This window comes from Lachnospira hominis (ex Hitch et al. 2025) (assembly GCF_040096395.1).
Classification (GTDB): domain Bacteria; phylum Bacillota; class Clostridia; order Lachnospirales; family Lachnospiraceae; genus Lachnospira; species Lachnospira hominis.
In genome coordinates, this window is the sequence record NZ_JBBMES010000005.1 from 190241 (window position 1) to 206363 (window position 16123).

Annotated in this window: 12 protein-coding genes; 1 reads left to right on the forward strand and 11 read right to left on the reverse strand. The window is 38.0% G+C overall.

What is annotated here, in order from left to right; genetic code table 11:
- Positions 1-27 precede the first annotated feature (27 nt).
- The 10 genes from dusB to ftsH all read right to left on the reverse strand — a co-directional run bounded on the left by dusB (position 28) and on the right by ftsH (position 12870).
- A complete protein-coding gene (dusB, locus tag WMO38_RS07055) occupies positions 28-990 on the reverse strand; it encodes a tRNA dihydrouridine synthase DusB (protein ID WP_021865267.1) in 963 nt (320 codons plus the stop codon).
- Positions 987-1319: a DUF6145 family protein gene (locus WMO38_RS07060; protein ID WP_186836550.1), complete on the reverse strand. Its 333-nt coding sequence runs from the start codon at positions 1317-1319 to the stop codon at positions 987-989. The genes dusB and WMO38_RS07060 overlap by 4 nt, the downstream gene beginning before the upstream one ends.
- Positions 1312-2355 carry a biotin--[acetyl-CoA-carboxylase] ligase gene (locus WMO38_RS07065; RefSeq protein WP_186836430.1) on the reverse strand — a complete coding sequence of 348 codons (1044 nt, stop codon included), beginning with the start codon at positions 2353-2355 and terminating at the stop codon, positions 1312-1314. Before WMO38_RS07065 ends, WMO38_RS07060 begins: the two co-directional genes overlap by 8 nt.
- Before the next feature lie 14 nt (positions 2356-2369).
- On the reverse strand, positions 2370-2657 hold the full coding sequence (locus WMO38_RS07070) for a DUF6637 family protein (RefSeq protein WP_021865270.1): 288 nt from the start codon (positions 2655-2657) through the stop codon (positions 2370-2372).
- Positions 2658-2694: 37 nt separating this feature from the next.
- Positions 2695-3690, reverse strand: a complete 996-nt coding sequence (gene argF, locus WMO38_RS07075; protein ID WP_349161967.1) for an ornithine carbamoyltransferase — start codon at positions 3688-3690, stop codon at positions 2695-2697.
- A gap of 189 nt (positions 3691-3879) precedes the next feature.
- Positions 3880-5064: a cell wall hydrolase gene (locus WMO38_RS07080; RefSeq protein ID WP_349161968.1), complete on the reverse strand. Its 1185-nt coding sequence runs from the start codon at positions 5062-5064 to the stop codon at positions 3880-3882.
- Between the two features lie 210 nt (positions 5065-5274).
- Positions 5275-6069 carry a TrmH family RNA methyltransferase gene (locus WMO38_RS07085; protein WP_349161969.1) on the reverse strand — a complete coding sequence of 265 codons (795 nt, stop codon included), beginning with the start codon at positions 6067-6069 and terminating at the stop codon, positions 5275-5277.
- A gap of 87 nt (positions 6070-6156) precedes the next feature.
- Positions 6157-7131 (reverse strand): 6-phosphofructokinase, encoded by a 975-nt coding sequence (gene pfkA / locus WMO38_RS07090; protein ID WP_021865274.1) that lies wholly within the window; start codon positions 7129-7131, stop codon positions 6157-6159.
- Between the two features lie 73 nt (positions 7132-7204).
- A complete protein-coding gene (locus tag WMO38_RS07095) occupies positions 7205-10645 on the reverse strand; it encodes a DNA polymerase III subunit alpha (RefSeq protein ID WP_349161970.1) in 3441 nt (1146 codons plus the stop codon).
- Positions 10646-10671: 26 nt separating this feature from the next.
- Positions 10672-12870, reverse strand: coding sequence for an ATP-dependent zinc metalloprotease FtsH (ftsH, locus tag WMO38_RS07100; protein ID WP_349161976.1), 2199 nt, complete (start codon positions 12868-12870; stop codon positions 10672-10674).
- Between the two features lie 588 nt (positions 12871-13458).
- Between ftsH and pyrG the strand changes: the two genes are divergently transcribed.
- The gene (gene pyrG, locus WMO38_RS07105; RefSeq protein ID WP_021865277.1) at positions 13459-15069 is read left to right on the forward strand and encodes a CTP synthase; all 1611 of its coding nucleotides are present in this window, start codon (positions 13459-13461) and stop codon (positions 15067-15069) included.
- 109 nt (positions 15070-15178) lie between these two features.
- Here the strand turns inward: pyrG and WMO38_RS07110 are convergent, their stop codons facing one another.
- Positions 15179-15868: a 4'-phosphopantetheinyl transferase family protein gene (locus tag WMO38_RS07110; protein ID WP_349161971.1), complete on the reverse strand. Its 690-nt coding sequence runs from the start codon at positions 15866-15868 to the stop codon at positions 15179-15181.
- Positions 15869-16123 lie beyond the last annotated feature (255 nt).

The window sequence follows — 16123 nt, forward strand, 5'->3', positions numbered from 1 at the left end:
ATATTATACACTACACTTTTTCTTCTGTCAATAATGTAAAACCAGACGTTCACACAGGCTTTCAAGCTCCTTAAAGTGTTCCACCTGATTCACTTCATTTCTTAATACTGCCGCATGCTTCATTCCTGCCGTATACCATGCAAAATGCTTTCTCATCTCACGGATTCCTGTATATTCGCCCTTTGCCTCTATAAGCATTGAAGCATGTCTTAAAATCATATCATGAATTTCGTTAATTGCCGGTGGCTTTATTGTTGTCCCATTATTAAGATATTCATTTATCTGATTAAATATCCACGGATTTCCTCTCGCTCCGCGGCCAATCATAACTGCATCACAGCCGGTCTCTTTAAACATGCGTATCGCATCTTCACCTGTAAGTATGTCACCATTGCCTATTACGGGAATTGATACAGTATCTTTTACTTTTTTGATTATATTCCAGTCAGCATGCCCAGAATAATACTGCTCTCTCGTTCTGCCATGAACAGCAACCGCCGCACCGCCTGATTCTTCAATAACATGTGCAATCTCTGGTGCATTAAGGCTCTTATCATTAAATCCTGCACGAATCTTTACTGTAACAGGCTTTTTTACTGCCTTTGCCATAGCCTCAACAATCTGGCCGACAAGCACAGGATTTTTCATAAGTGCCGAACCTTCTCCGTTATTTACAACCTTTGGAACCGGACATCCCATATTGACATCTATTACATCAAATGGTCTTTCTTCAAGTCTTTTTGCCATATCTGCCATAATCTGCGGGTCTGAACCAAAAAGCTGTACTGCTATCGGATTTTCCGCTTCAGTCACACGAAGAAGTGCGTCTGTATTTTTATTATTGTACAAAATAGCTTTTGCACTAACCATTTCTGTATACAAAAGCCCACAGCCCATCTCGCGGCATAAAAGCCTGAACGGCAAATCTGTAACACCCGCCATAGGTGCAAGAAATACTTTATTTTCTATATTGACATTTCCTATTTTCATTGTCCGTCCTCGCCGAGGAAAAATACTCTGTAAAACATTTCGAGTGATTCAAGCAGCTCTCTTTTTTCGTACTGCATCTTCTTTATAAGCATTCCGCATGCAATATCATCATATAGCAAATCATTTTCATCTGCATCTGTTCTGAATAAAAGATTACCTTCCTCGTCAAATACAAGTTCAAGTATTCCTCCCACTTCTTCTGTAAAAAGAACACACATTATTTTAAGTTCATTTTTTATATCTTCAGGAAGTCTCGAAAATTCTTCATTCAGATAAAATTTCTTTTCATATGCACTTGAAGCACATAATACAACTTCTTCATCAAACATATCCATATAATCCTCTCACCGATACTTCACCGGCTATTATTTTCTTTTCCTCACCTGTATCATCCACCTTTACAATAAGCCTGCCTTCATTGTCTATTCCATACGCCTCGGCAGTATATGCATCTCCTCTCTCCTCGATACGCACAGTCTTTCCTGCATTAATAAGCATTTTATTATAATCATCAACGAGCAGGCTCAAATCCTGTGTCTTTATAAATCTATTAAAATATTCCGTAAAATCATGTGCAAACTGTGCAACAACATGGCTTCTTTTTATTCTTACACCTGTCTGTACAAATATTGACGATGCCATATCTTTTATCTCGTCGGCAAATTCAGTCGTATTGACATTTATGCCTATGCCTGTAACAACATAATTGACATGCTCGGGTTCGGCACTCATCTCCGTTAAAATACCGCATATTTTCTTTTTATCAAGAACTATATCATTAGGCCATTTTATTTTGCATTGCTCTATCTTGTTATCCGCAAACGAAATGTCCTTCTCATCAGACAAAATTGCTTTGGCATCATATTTTGTAACCTTTGTTATTGCAGACGAAACAGCCATAGCTGCAACTATCGTAAGCATTGATGCCTCATCCGGTCTTATATCCGGGCGTATAAGAAGTGTCATCCAGATTCCGCTTCCCGGTGGAGAAACCCAGTTTCTTCCTCTTCTTCCACGTCCACCTGTCTGACATTCAGTTATAAAGAGAGTTCCCGATTCTTCGCCTTCTTCCGCAGCCTTTTTTGCACGGTTGTTAGTTGAATCTGTCTCATCAAAAAACACTATTTTTTTTATAATATCATTTTTATCCAGCTGGCTTTCTATTTCTGATTTCGTCAAAATATCAGGATAGTTTACAATACGGTATCCTTTATTGGACACCGCATCAAATTCATAACCTTCTTCTTTCAGCTGATTAATAACTTTCCATACAGCAGTTCTTGATACTCCGAGGCTTTCACATATTGCCTGTCCCGAAACAAAACCGTCTGCATTTCTTAATATTTTTAAAATTTTTGTTTTCATGTGAAGCCACCTTACTATTTCAATACTGCTGCAAAACACATTGCTGACAAAACCAATAATACTACCGCTGTAATTGCCAGAATAACACCTGCCACTTTATTTTTTTCCATAAAACGTTTGGCAGATGTCAATGCATTAACGAGACAGCCTGCAAGAAATATCAATGGAAATATTATTCCGCTGCTGCTTCTGAAAAATAATATCAGGATAAACATTACGCCAACACACACTGTCAGAGCTATATTGGCATAATCTATAATCATTTTTGATTTTCTGTATGCACCACTGGTTGTATAATACATATCAATTCTGCCTCCGCATTATTTTTTATAGTATATTTTATTTGTATGCACCAAGCGTAGCTGCCATAACAGCTTTGATTGTATGCATTCTGTTCTCTGCTTCGTCAAATACCACAGACTGTAATGATTCAAATACTTCATCTGTAACTTCCATCTCATCAAGTCCGAATTTATCATGAATCTGAGCACCGATTGTTGTCTTTAAATCATGAAATGCAGGAAGACAATGCATGAAAATGGCATTTTTTGATGCATTTTCCATAACTGCACGATTAACCTGATATGGTAAAAGTGCTTTGATTCTTTCTTCCCATACTTCGTCAGGTTCACCCATTGAAACCCATACATCTGTATATATTACATCTGCATCTTTAGTCGCTTCCTTCACATCTTCACATAATGTAACTGAACCACCACTTGCCTTTGCCCATTCCTTACACTGTGCAACAAGCTCATCATTTGGAAAATATTCTTTTGTTGTGCATGCAGTGAAATGAAGACCAAGCTTTGCACATACTATCATAAGTGAATTACCCATATTGTAACGTGCATCACCCATGTATACAAACTTAACACCTTTTAAATGTCCAAGTTTCTCACGAATTGTAAGCATATCTGCAAGCATCTGTGTAGGATGATATTCATTAGTAAGACCATTCCAGACAGGTACTTTTGAATGTTTTGCAAGCTCCTCAACAATTTCCTGACCGAATCCACGATATTCTATTCCATCATACATTCCTGCAAGAACTCTTGCTGTATCGGCAATACTCTCTTTCTTGCCAATCTGGGAACCTTTAGGATCAAGATATGTAGTGCCCATTCCAAGGTCATGTGCTGCCACTTCAAATGAACAACGTGTTCTTGTACTTGTCTTTTCAAATATAAGTGCAACATTCTTGCCGATTAACGGCTGCTCAACTACACCCTTCTTTTTCTTTTCTTTAAGTTCTCCTGACAGATTAATAAGAAATTCAATCTCATCCGGTGTATAGTCTTTTAAAGTTAAAAAATCGCGTCCTGTCAAATCCATAGCTATCTTTATCTCCATTCCAAATATACATATTTGTGGTATAGTGTATCATAAATCATGTCTGTGTGCAATATAGAAAGAAAATCCGGGACAGCCTAGCAAATACTCAGTCTGTCCCGGATTAAATATATATAATAATTCAATTTTTATCTTACATCAGCCATATTTATTAAGATGCCGTTAATTATCTTAATAAAAAACATGACCTCCTATTATTGTAAAGCTTGAATATGCATCATAGTTTGCAATTGAAACTGATCTGAATGATGTATATGAGCCTATATTGTTCACACCTGACAATGCTTCCATTGCTGCTTCCAGACACTCCTGTGTTCTTGGACCTGCATCGAGTCTTGCCTGAAATGTTGAACTTGCATTGCCATATCCGTCAGATACACCTGAAAACTGGCTTCTTGCATAAATAACACCTGTGATTGTATTGTCATATCTTGAGTTTCTTACTCTGTTTAATACAACATTGGCTACAGCAAGTTTGCCTTCATATGGTTCCCAGCCTGATTCCCAGTCAATGACACATGCAAGAAGCCATACTTCTTCTGCACTTGCTTCCATTGTCGGATTATATGAAACACCTACATCTGTCATAGCTGCTTCAATTCTGGCAGCTCTTTCTTCTTCGGCTTTTCTTGCAGCTTCACGTTCAGCCTCTTCTGCCTGACGTCTCTGCTCCTCTTCCTCAGCCTTTATATTTTCTATCTCTTCGTTGGTATATCCGGTTCCTGCCGCATATTCTATGCTTACCTGGTCAGCATACACATATGCCTTTGACTCACCATACTCTACCGCAATCATGCTTCCTTTTTTGCCGACTGCCTTGAATTGTGTTCCGTTGGCTGCAAAATCTGCTGCCTGTGACTTGTCAGCTGTTAAATACAATGCTGCACTGTCAGCCACAACTGTAGCACTCACATCTCCTAAGCTGCTTCCAAGTGCCTGTGCTTCCTCATTAAAACATAATTCACTTGTCTTAACAAATCCTGTAAGATTACCGGATACAATCTTTGTCCATTCTCCGACAATCTCTTCTGCAGATGCAATGCTGTTTTGTCCCATCTGACCTACAACCTCTGAATTCTCATCGGCCATTGCATACACCTGAGTATAAGGATCAGCTATGGCTATTGCCATACCTGCATACATCCCCGTTTCTTTTTCCTCCACATAACCTGTCGCAACGATGTCTGACACATTAACAGTGTAAGACGCCTGTCTCAGTTCTGTATCGAATTGTACTGTACTTTCTGGTTGCTCATAGGTAGTTTTTGCGACTGCCACTTCCGGTACAACCGGCATAAGGAACATAACTACGGCTGCCCCCGTGCAAATTGCCGCTTTGCTACTTCTAAGTTTCATAAAGCTTTCCCTTTCCGGCATTTGTTATGCCTAAACAAAATGTTACGGAATTGTTACATTTTGTTACAGATGTATTGTAGCAAAGTTACGCTTCTTTGTCAAATCTGTTAAAAAATGGCATAAAACAAGGGCTTCCACGTGTTTTGGAAGCCCTTATCTTAAAAATTTATTATTTTTTTATATTTCTAAAATATTTACAAATTAATGTCATTAACTCCGTCTCTGACGCATAGCTTCATATGTAAGCACTGTACAGGCTATTGCAGCATTTAATGATTCAACCTTACCTTCCATATGAATTTTTATAAGATTATCTGCAGCCTTAGAAGCCGCATCAGTAAGTCCATTGCCTTCATTTCCAATAAGAAATGCACTTGACTTTGTATAATCAGCCTCCGTATACTCACAACTTCCGTCAAGATGAGCCGCATAAACATTAATTCCGTTCTTTTTCATCAGTTCAATTGCACCTATAAAATCAGCAGCATAAACAAACGGAACTCTGTATATTGACCCCATAGTTGAACGTATCGTCTTTGGATTATATATATCAACGGCATTAGAACTTATCACAATGCCAGTGACACCGGCTCCCTCAGCCATTCTTACTATAGTTCCGAGATTGCCGGGATCCTGAAGATTTTCTATTGCTATTATAAGAGGTTTTCTGTCAGAACCGGCTTTTATAATATCATCAACACTGTATTCTTTCATATTAATAACAGCCATAACGCCTTGTGGAGTCTGTGTATCAGACATATGTGCAAATACGTTATCTGCAACTGTCTCAACTTTGTCATCACTCATTCCAAGTTTCTTGACAAAATCCTCATTGTCAGTTGCAAATCTTTCTGACATATATACTTTTTCAATACGGTCAAATGGTGCTTCACACACCATCTTGACACCCTCGACAACAAACTGCCTGTTTTCTTTTCTTATTTTTGACTTCTTCTGAAGCTGGATTACACGTTTAACCTGTGAACTTCCTGTACTTGTTATCATATATTTTTCCTGTTTACTTTTTATATTAAAGTCTTAAAACCACTGCTGCACATATTATGCATTATTATTTGATAAATCTGCACAATTTTACTTTGAAAGCAGTGCACTTATATTAAATTCATACTCATTAATATCTTTCTTCATTGCAAGTGCTTCATCTATATCAAAATCAACGAATTTGCCATTCTTGTATGCAACAAGACGGTTGCTCTTGCCTTCAACAAGCAGATCAACTGCATATGAGCCCATTACAGATGCATACATTCTGTCCTTACATGTCGGAGAACCACCTCTTTGCATGTAACCAAGTATAGTAGCTCTTGTCTCAATGCCTGTTGCTGCCTCAATACGTCTTGCCATACCTGTTGAGTGGCCTATACCTTCAGCATTAATAATAAGATGATGTTTCTTGCCTTTCTTACGTCCTTCAATAATATGATTAATAATAGCCTGCTCGTCATTATCATATCTTTCCGGAAGAAGAATATCTTCTGCACCATTAGCAATACCACACCAGAGTGCTATATAACCTGCATTTCTACCCATTACTTCAATAATACTGCATCTTTCATGTGATGTAGATGTATCACGAATTTTATCAATAGCTTCCATGGCAGTATTTACAGCTGTATCAAATCCTATTGTGTAATCAGTACATGCTATATCCAGGTCAATTGTTCCCGGAAGTCCAATTGTGTTGACACCATTCTCAGCAAGCTTCTGTGCACCTCGAAATGAGCCGTCACCGCCAATTACAACTATGCCATCAATGCCGTGTTTTTTGCATACTTCTGCTGCCTTTTTCTGTCCATCTGCAGTCATAAACTCAAGACATCTTGCTGTGTAAAGAATAGTTCCGCCTCTCTGGATAATGTCAGAAACGCTCTTCTTATCCATGTCTATAACTTCATCATTAATAAGACCATTATATCCTTTTTGTATGCCTTTAACTTTAAGCCCTTTGTTCAGTGCAGTTCTGACAACAGCTCTTATCGCTGCATTCATTCCCGGTGCATCACCACCGCTTGTTAAAACACCAATTGTTTTTATTTCCTTTGCCATAACTACTCCTTCCTTTCTGCTCTTCCTATGAATATCTTAAAATAATATTACCGCAATCGCGTCCGTATTTCAACTATGTTGTTTCAACATTTTTAATACCGTACTGTGCCCTGAGTGATGCCAGAATATCAGGTGTAATCCTGATGTTTCTGCTCTGCGGAAGTGCAATCCTCTTATTTTCTTTTGTGCAGTAAATTATAATTGAATCTTTTCCGTCTGAATATTTTAATTCTTCCGCTAAATCCGCCGCTTTTTTAAGATATTCTTCCTCGCTTGCAAATCTTATCCATAATTTTCGCGGAACATCTTCAAAAGGGACTACGCTTTCGCATATAAGCTTCGCATTTTCATCTGCATTAGCATTAACTCTGCCTGTTATGAATAATTTATCAGTTCCTTCTATTATATTCCTATATGTCGAAAATGTCCTCGGAAATACAATTACTTCAACAGTTCCCACCAAATCCTCTATCGTAAGATATGCCATAAGCTGCCCTGTTTTTGTAGGTTTCACCGATTTTGCCATAATCATTCCGCCGATTGTTGCCTTTGAATCCACTTTGACTTTCGGCTCACCTGTCTCATCATCAATCTCAAAATCTGTGGACATTGCTGAAATATGTTTTTTCCACATAGCAGCATATTCATCAAGCGGATGTCCGCTTACATAGACTCCCAGCACTTCTTTTTCAAATGCAAGAATATCTTCCTTTGTATACTCACTTACATCCGGCATTTTTATCTCAAATTGTGATTTTTCACTCTCATCAACAAGGTCAAAAAGCGACATCTGTCCCGAAATCGCATCTTTTCCCTGCTTTGCCTCATTATCAAGCATGCGTGCATACACGTTCATCATCTGGCGTCTGTTATTTCCGAATGTGTCAAACGCCCCCGATTTTATAAGATTTTCCAGAGTACGTTTGTTTAAGTCTGTATACAATCTGCTTATAAAATCCTGCATACTTGTAAAACGGCTTTTATTTCTTTCATCAATTATAGCTTTTATCGTCGGTCTTCCAAGCGATTTTACAGCTGAAAGACCGAATCTTATCGCATTGTCTTCAACCGAAAATTCCATATCCGAAGTATTTACGTCAGGAGGAAGCATCTGTATATTCATCTGACGGCATGCATAGATATAACCCGCCACCTTATCAGTATTATCGACAACCGACGTCATAAGAGCCGCCATAAATTCCACGGGGTAATATGTCTTTAAATATGCTGTCTGATACGCAACAACCGCATAACATGCCGCATGTGACTTATTAAATGCGTACTTTGCAAAGTCAATCATATCATCGTAAATCTTATTAGCCGTTTTTTCATCTATTCCATTACTTATACAACCCGGTACATTTTCCTCCGGATTGCCATATATGAAATTCTGCCTTTCTTTTTCCATGACAGACGTCTTTTTCTTAGACATTGCACGACGGACAAGGTCACTTCGTCCAAGCGAATATCCGGCGAGGTCACGCACTATCTGCATTACCTGCTCCTGATATACAATACAGCCGTATGTCGGCTTTAATATCGGTTCAAGCATAGGACAGTCATACGTAATATCTCCTGGATTATTCTTTCCTTTTATATACTGTGGAATGAAATCCATAGGTCCCGGTCTATAAAGCGATATTCCGGCTATCAGGTCTTCTATGCTCTGCGGCTTTAATTCTTTCATGAAGTTCTTCATTCCCGCACTTTCAAGCTGGAATATACCTTCACATTTACCGGTGCTTATCATGTCATAGACATTTTTATCTTCATAATTAATATTATCTATTGAAAATTCCGGATTTTTCTTTCTCGCCAGCTTTTCGGCATCCTGAATTACTGTAAGTGTTCTAAGCCCCAGAAAATCCATCTTTAAAAGGCCAAGTTCTTCAAGCGTTGTCATAACAAACTGTGCCACTACAGCACCGTCTGCCCCTGTCGCCACAGGAACATACTCATCTACGGCTTTCTGGCTTATAAGCACGCCAGCCGCATGCATTGACGCATGACGAGGTAATCCTTCAAGTCGTTTACTCTTATCAATTAAATCATGGACCTGTGCATCATTTTCATATGCATTACGCAAATCCGGATTTTCCTGTATTGCTTTATCTATTGTTATTCCTATTTCTCTAGGCACCATTTTTGCAATATTATCAACCATTGCATAAGGAAGATCAAGCACTCGTCCAACATCCTTTATTACAGCTCTTGCCGCCATCGTTCCGAATGTTACAATCTGAACAACACAATCCTTTCCATATTTTTCCACTACATAATCTATAACTTCCTGTCGTCTCTCATAGCAGAAATCCACGTCAATATCGGGCATTGATACTCGCTCCGGATTAAGGAAACGTTCAAAAATAAGACTATACTTTATCGGGTCAATGTCTGTTATTCCAAGGCAATATGATACAATGCTTCCCGCTGCTGAACCTCTTCCCGGTCCTACAGCTATCCCATGTGTCTTTGCATAATTAATATAGTCCCATACTATAAGGAAATAATCTACATAACCCATCTTGTGAATAACCGACAATTCGTACTCAAGACGCTTCTTTTTTTCTTCATCTGCATCCGGATATCTTCGTTTCATGCCCTCATTACAAAGATGATTGAGATATGTCCATGAATCAAACCCCTGCGGTACCTCAAAGTGCGGTACTTTTGTTACGCCAAATTCAATCTCAACATTACATCTTTCAGCTATTTTGCATGTATTTTCAAGAGCCTGTGGTGCATACGGAAACAGTTCTGCCATTTCTTCCGGCGATTTAAGATAATACTGTCCACCGTCATATCTCATTCTATTTTCATCTGTAACTTTTTTACCTGTCTGTATACAAAGAAGAATATCATGTGCATCAGCATCCTGTGCATATGTATAATGCACATCATTGGTACATACTAAATCAATCCCCAATTCCTGCGACATGCGGATCAACTGGGGATTGACATACTTTTGTTCAGGGATTCCATGATCCTGCAGTTCAAGAAAGAAATTACCTTTACCAAAAATACCTTCATACCGCTTTGCTGCCTCACAACCTGCCTCGTACATGCCTCTTGCAAGATATCTTTGTACTTCACCTGCAAGACACGCACTTAATGCGATAATACCCTCATGAAACTGCTCCAGCACTTCATAATCAACACGCGGCTTATAATAAAATCCTTCCGTAAATCCTCTTGAAACAATTTTCATAAGATTTTTGTATCCGGTATTATTTTCAGCAAGGAGAACCAGATGATAATATCTGCTCTCTGATTCTCCCGGCTGCTTATCAAATCTTGAACCCGGGGCAACATATACTTCACATCCAAGAATCGGCTTTATGCCAACTTCTTTTGCTGCTTTGTAGAAATCTATCACACCGTACATTACTCCGTGGTCAGTTATTGCAAGACTCTTCATTCCAAGCTCTTTTGCTCTTGATGTAATCTCTTTTATCTTGCTTGAACCATCAAGAAGCGAATACTCCGTATGGACATGTAAATGTGTAAATTCCATTATTACCCCTTTTTCTGAAACATATTTTAATTATTTGTATTGTTTTTTGTGTTTTCTGTATTTTGAGAATCTTCCTGTTTTCCAGAATTATTCTCGTAGCTGTTCGATTTATTTTTTCCAACATTATCCCAGAAATCATCTACAGGACCGCTTACAGTTGACGAATAACTTCCGTCTTCTGCAAATGTTACGCTCTCTGCAACTTTTTCTGACTTAGACATTGCACTTGTGTCCACCGGTTCCGGAATTCCTTTTACTTCTCTGTAAATCTTCATAAATTCCTTACCTGTAATTGTCTCTTTCTCATAAAGGAACTTGGCAATTTCATCAAGGACATCCCTGTTTTCTGAAAGAAGCTGTTTAGCTTCTTCAAAACATCTCTTCAATAAATCTTTTACTTCTTCATCAATTATGGCTGCTGTCTCATCTGAACAGTTAAGTCTTGCATTACCGTCGAGATACTTGTTTTCAACTGTCTCAAGACTCATAAGGCCAAATTTTTCTGACATGCCATACTGTGTAATCATGGCTCTTGCCATCTGTGTAGCCTTTTCAATATCATTTGATGCACCGGTTGTAACAGTATCAAATACAATCTCTTCTGCAGCACGTCCGCCAAGAAGTGTAACAAGTCTTGCCATAAGCTCATCTTTTGTCATAAGATACTTCTCTTCCTCAGGCACCTGCATTACATAACCAAGTGACCCCATTGTTCTTGGAACAATAGTAATCTTCTGGACCGGTTCAGCATCTTTCTTTAATGCTGTAATAAGTGCATGACCCACTTCATGGTATGCGACAGTTCTCTTTTCCTCACGGCTAAGAATCCTGTCTTTCTTTTCTTTACCTGCAATTACAACTTCGACAGCCTCAAAAAGGTCTTTCTGTGAAACTACATTTCTGCCATCCTTGACGGCTGCAATAGCAGCCTCATTAATCATATTTGCAAGGTCTGAACCAACAGCACCACTTGTCGCAAGTCCGATTGCTTCCAAATCAACAGAATCATCCATAAGAACATCTTTTGAATGAACCTTAAGTGTATCTATTCTTCCCTTTAAATCCGGTTTATCTACAATAATTCTTCTGTCAAGACGACCTGGTCTTAAAAGTGCCTTATCAAGCACTTCCGGTCTGTTAGTCGCAGCAAGAATAAAAAGTCCCTTAGATGAATCAAAACCATCCATCTCCGCAAGGAGCTGGTTCAATGTCTGTTCACGCTCGTCATTTCCACCGCCATATCTCGAATCACGGCTCTTACCGATTGCATCAATCTCATCAATGAAAATAATACATGGTGCAAGCTTCTGTGCTTCTTTAAACAAATCTCTTACTCTTGACGCACCTACACCGACAAACATCTCTACGAAATCTGAACCTGCAAGAGAAAAAAACGGCACATTGGCTTCACCGGCTACTGCTTTTGCAAGGAGTGTCTTACCTGTACCCGGAGGTCCTACAAGAAGTGCACCCTTTGGAAGCTTAGCACCTATTCTTGCATATTTATCAGGATTGTGAAGGAAATCAACAATCTCTGTAAGTGATTCTTTTGCCTCATCCTGACCGGCAACATCTTTAAATGTAACACCTGTCTTCTTCTGTACATATACTTTGGCAGTATTCTTGCCGACGCCCATACCGCCCATCATACCGCTTCCTTTTGCAATCTTTCTATATATGAATGAGAAAAGGAATATCATAAGGAGCAATGGAAGTACATATGCAAGAAGGAAATCTATAACAGATGAACTTGAGTCAGGAATATAACCTGCTATTGTAATATCTGAATGTTCCTTCAATGTCTGCACAAGTTCATCATCATTAATATATGCTGTGTAATATGTGTACTTAATCTTTCCCATTGCGGTATCTTCAATCGTATCATCTGAAGGAGTTATTATAATTCTATCCTGTTCAAACTTAACTTTTGAAATCTTGTTCTCATCAATCATATTAAGAAATTCAGAATATGAAATCTCTTTATATGTTGCATTCTTTAACATTCCATTAAGAAATGTGATACCGATAAATGTAACAACACATGCTATCGTAAGCAGTATTATTGTATTCCAGTTCTTTGGCTTCTTCTCGTTATTATTATTTCTTCCGCCGCCTCTGTTGCCATTATTATTGCGGTTATTGCCCGGTCCATTATTGTAATTATTATAGTTGTTATAATTACCCGGTCCATACCCATTAGGTCCTCCCTGCGGTCCGTTAGGCATTCCGTTGTAACCTCTGTTACCGCTGTTATAGCCATTACCGCCATTATTGCCATATCCGCCGTTATAACCATTACCGCCGGCGTTACCCTGTGGATTATATCCGCCATACCCCTGTCCGTTACGGTTATTATTATTATCCGGTGACGGATTACTGCCATTGCCGTTATTAAGTGGTCTGCCATTTACATTATCGCCGGAATTTCTGTTATCATTTTCCCAGTTTCCCATATATTCTCCATTTCTAATTTTATAATAAAACAGCACTTATGTATATTGCTGAGTTTATTATCAAAAAATAATATGATTGTCTTCTTAATTATATAGATTAATATTTTATAAATCAATCAAAAACAACTAATTTTACTTATTTTATACTAACTTTATAATTTTATCATGCCCCTCTGTAATATATTTATCTATTTATTTTGAAAAAATATGTGGAAATTAATAACGACTCGTTGTATAATGGTTTTAAATATTAAATGATTTGTCCCGGTAGTGTTTTATTTTGTGCTGCCGGATATTTATTTTTAATGTATTTTTAATAACAATTTTTTACAGCCGCAACCCGGCAGAATGGAGGAAATAATGCCCGTAAAATATGTATTCGTCACCGGTGGTGTCGTTTCAGGACTTGGAAAAGGAATAACTGCTGCGTCATTAGGACGTTTATTGAAAGCCCGCGGTTTTTCAGTAACTATGCAGAAGTTTGATCCATATATTAATATCGACCCAGGCACCATGAATCCAATTCAGCATGGTGAAGTATTTGTTACCGATGATGGAGCCGAGACTGACCTTGACCTCGGACATTATGAAAGATTCATTGATGAAAGTCTTAATAAAAATTCTAATGTAACTACAGGTAAGGTTTACTGGTCAGTTCTTCAGAAAGAACGCCGCGGTGATTTTGGTGGAGGCACTGTTCAGGTTATTCCTCATATCACTAACGAAATCAAAAGCAGATTTTACCGCGACTACTCAGATGATAAAACTAAGATTGCCATCATCGAAGTCGGTGGTACTGTAGGTGATATCGAAAGCCAGCCTTTCCTTGAAGCAATCCGTCAGTTCCAGCACGAAGTAGGACGTGAGAATGCTATCCTTTGTCACGTTACTCTCATACCTTACCTCAAGGCTTCAGGTGAGATGAAGACAAAGCCGACACAGGCAAGTGTAAAAGAACTTCAGGGAATGGGTATCCAGCCGGATATTCTTGTATGCCGTACTGAGCATCCTCTTGAACCTGGAATTAAGGATAAGATTGCTTTATTCTGTAACGTACCTAAATCACACGTACTTCAGAATCTTGATGTTGAAATTCTTTATGATGCACCACTTGCAATGGAAGATGAACACCTTGCACAGGTTGCATGTGAATGTCTCCAGCTTGACTGTCCAGAACCGGATCTTGACGAATGGCGTGCAATGTGTAAAGCATGGAAAAATCCTACAAAGAAAGTTACTGTTGCCCTTGTTGGTAAATATATACAGCTTCACGATGCTTACATCAGTGTAGTCGAAGCCTTAAAGCACGGCGGTGTATACAATTCAGCTGATGTAACTATCAAATGGGTTGATTCAGAAACTGTTACAGCTGAAAATGCAGCTGAAATTCTTGGCGATGTATCAGGAATCCTTGTTCCTGGTGGTTTCGGCGACAGAGGTATTGAAGGCAAGATTCAGGCAATCCGCTATGCAAGAGAACACAATGTACCATTCCTTGGTCTCTGCCTCGGAATGCAGTTGTCTATCGTTGAATTTGCAAGAGATGTAATCGGTTATACAGATGCACACAGCGTTGAATTAAAGCCGGATACTACACACCCTGTAATTCACCTTATGCCTGATCAGGAAGGCATTGATGATATCGGTGGCACATTAAGACTTGGCTCTTATCCTTGTGTTCTTGATAAAACAAGCAAGGCCTACGAGCTTTATGGTGAAGAGCAGATTCATGAGCGTCATCGTCATCGTTATGAAGTTAATAATGATTATAGAAAAGTTCTTACAGAAAACGGCATGAAGCTTTCAGGTATTTCTCCTGACGGAAGAATCGTTGAGATGGTTGAAATTCCTTCACATCCATGGTTCCTTGCAACTCAGGCACATCCTGAATTAAAGTCCCGTCCTAACAGACCACATCCGCTTTTCAGAGGATTTATCAAAGCAGCTCTTGATTATCAGGAAAATAAATAAAAATAAATAAATCCCGGTAAAGATCTGAGGTGACACCTCATAATACTACTTTGCCGGGATTTTTCTAATTAAAAATATGATTTGATAACCATACATAAGTATAATAAATTTATTTTTTGACAACACATATTCTATACTCCTCAAATGATTTTTCTATCACATTCAGATTTTTTAAGCCTTGAAAATATGGCTGTTTTAAACATAATGCGATTCCATCACCTGTCATCTTTGAATATGCTTCTTTAAATGTCCATATTTTCAAAAATCTTTCTTTCTGTTCCGATTCCGACTCAGCCATGCACACCCATTCAGATTCATCTTTATTAAAAAAACGTCTTGCAACGCTGCATACATCTTTTCTGTTTCCTTCCATATCAATTCCTATCGGTTTATCAGAAATAGCACATGCAACATATTTTCCTGAATGTGTAATATTAAAATTCAATTCTTTGTAATCTTTAAAATAAGGTTTACCTTTTTTCTGATATTTAATTTTATAATCATATGATTTATCATATCCATCACATGCCTTAATTATATCCACCATTACAATTTCACTATGATTATCCACTTTTTCTTGTCTTAAAGCATAATTTAATAACAATCCAGCGGCAATACAACGGCATTTATCCTCATTAAATCTCAATTTGTCAGCTTTACTACGTCGCACTTCAGTAACAATATTATATGCTTTTTTATATAATTTTTCATCAAACACTCTATTGCCATCAGCATCCCTATTAAAAAATACTTCTATTGATGTGATATATATTGTAATTTTATTTAATTTTGCAGCCATACCTATTTCCTCACATATTTTGCTATTTAATTTCATGCCACCGCTGTAAGTTCCGGTACTTTTATCCGGTTTCGCAATTACCTATTTGTTATTTAATTATAACAGACTATCTGTAAAATCAAAATATTTTTACACATTTTTACTTGTAAAATCATTATATATATGTTATAAGTATATTTATAGATATGCATATTTATATATTTTTGTAATTTATACTATTATAATCAAGTCACTTTACATTTTTGACGTGAAAGG

What these genes read in the sequence shown, in the direction of transcription:
- WMO38_RS07065 (WP_186836430.1), bottom strand. Translation starts at nt 2,355, where the DNA reads ATGAAAACAAAAATTTTAAAAATATTAAGAAATGCAGACGGTTTTGTT.
- WMO38_RS07085 (WP_349161969.1), bottom strand. Translation starts at nt 6,069, where the DNA reads ATGATAACAAGTACAGGAAGTTCACAGGTTAAACGTGTAATCCAGCTT.
- pfkA (WP_021865274.1), bottom strand. Translation starts at nt 7,131, where the DNA reads ATGGCAAAGGAAATAAAAACAATTGGTGTTTTAACAAGCGGTGGTGAT.
- ftsH (WP_349161976.1), bottom strand. Translation starts at nt 12,870, where the DNA reads ATGCCTAACGGACCGCAGGGAGGACCTAATGGGTATGGACCGGGTAAT.
- pyrG (WP_021865277.1), top strand. Translation starts at nt 13,459, where the DNA reads ATGCCCGTAAAATATGTATTCGTCACCGGTGGTGTCGTTTCAGGACTT.
- dusB (WP_021865267.1), bottom strand. Translation starts at nt 990, where the DNA reads ATGAAAATAGGAAATGTCAATATAGAAAATAAAGTATTTCTTGCACCT.
- WMO38_RS07060 (WP_186836550.1), bottom strand. Translation starts at nt 1,319, where the DNA reads ATGTTTGATGAAGAAGTTGTATTATGTGCTTCAAGTGCATATGAAAAG.
- WMO38_RS07095 (WP_349161970.1), bottom strand. Translation starts at nt 10,645, where the DNA reads ATGGAATTTACACATTTACATGTCCATACGGAGTATTCGCTTCTTGAT.
- WMO38_RS07070 (WP_021865270.1), bottom strand. Translation starts at nt 2,657, where the DNA reads ATGTATTATACAACCAGTGGTGCATACAGAAAATCAAAAATGATTATA.
- argF (WP_349161967.1), bottom strand. Translation starts at nt 3,690, where the DNA reads ATGGATTTGACAGGACGCGATTTTTTAACTTTAAAAGACTATACACCG.
- WMO38_RS07110 (WP_349161971.1), bottom strand. Translation starts at nt 15,868, where the DNA reads ATGGCTGCAAAATTAAATAAAATTACAATATATATCACATCAATAGAA.
- WMO38_RS07080 (WP_349161968.1), bottom strand. Translation starts at nt 5,064, where the DNA reads ATGAAACTTAGAAGTAGCAAAGCGGCAATTTGCACGGGGGCAGCCGTA.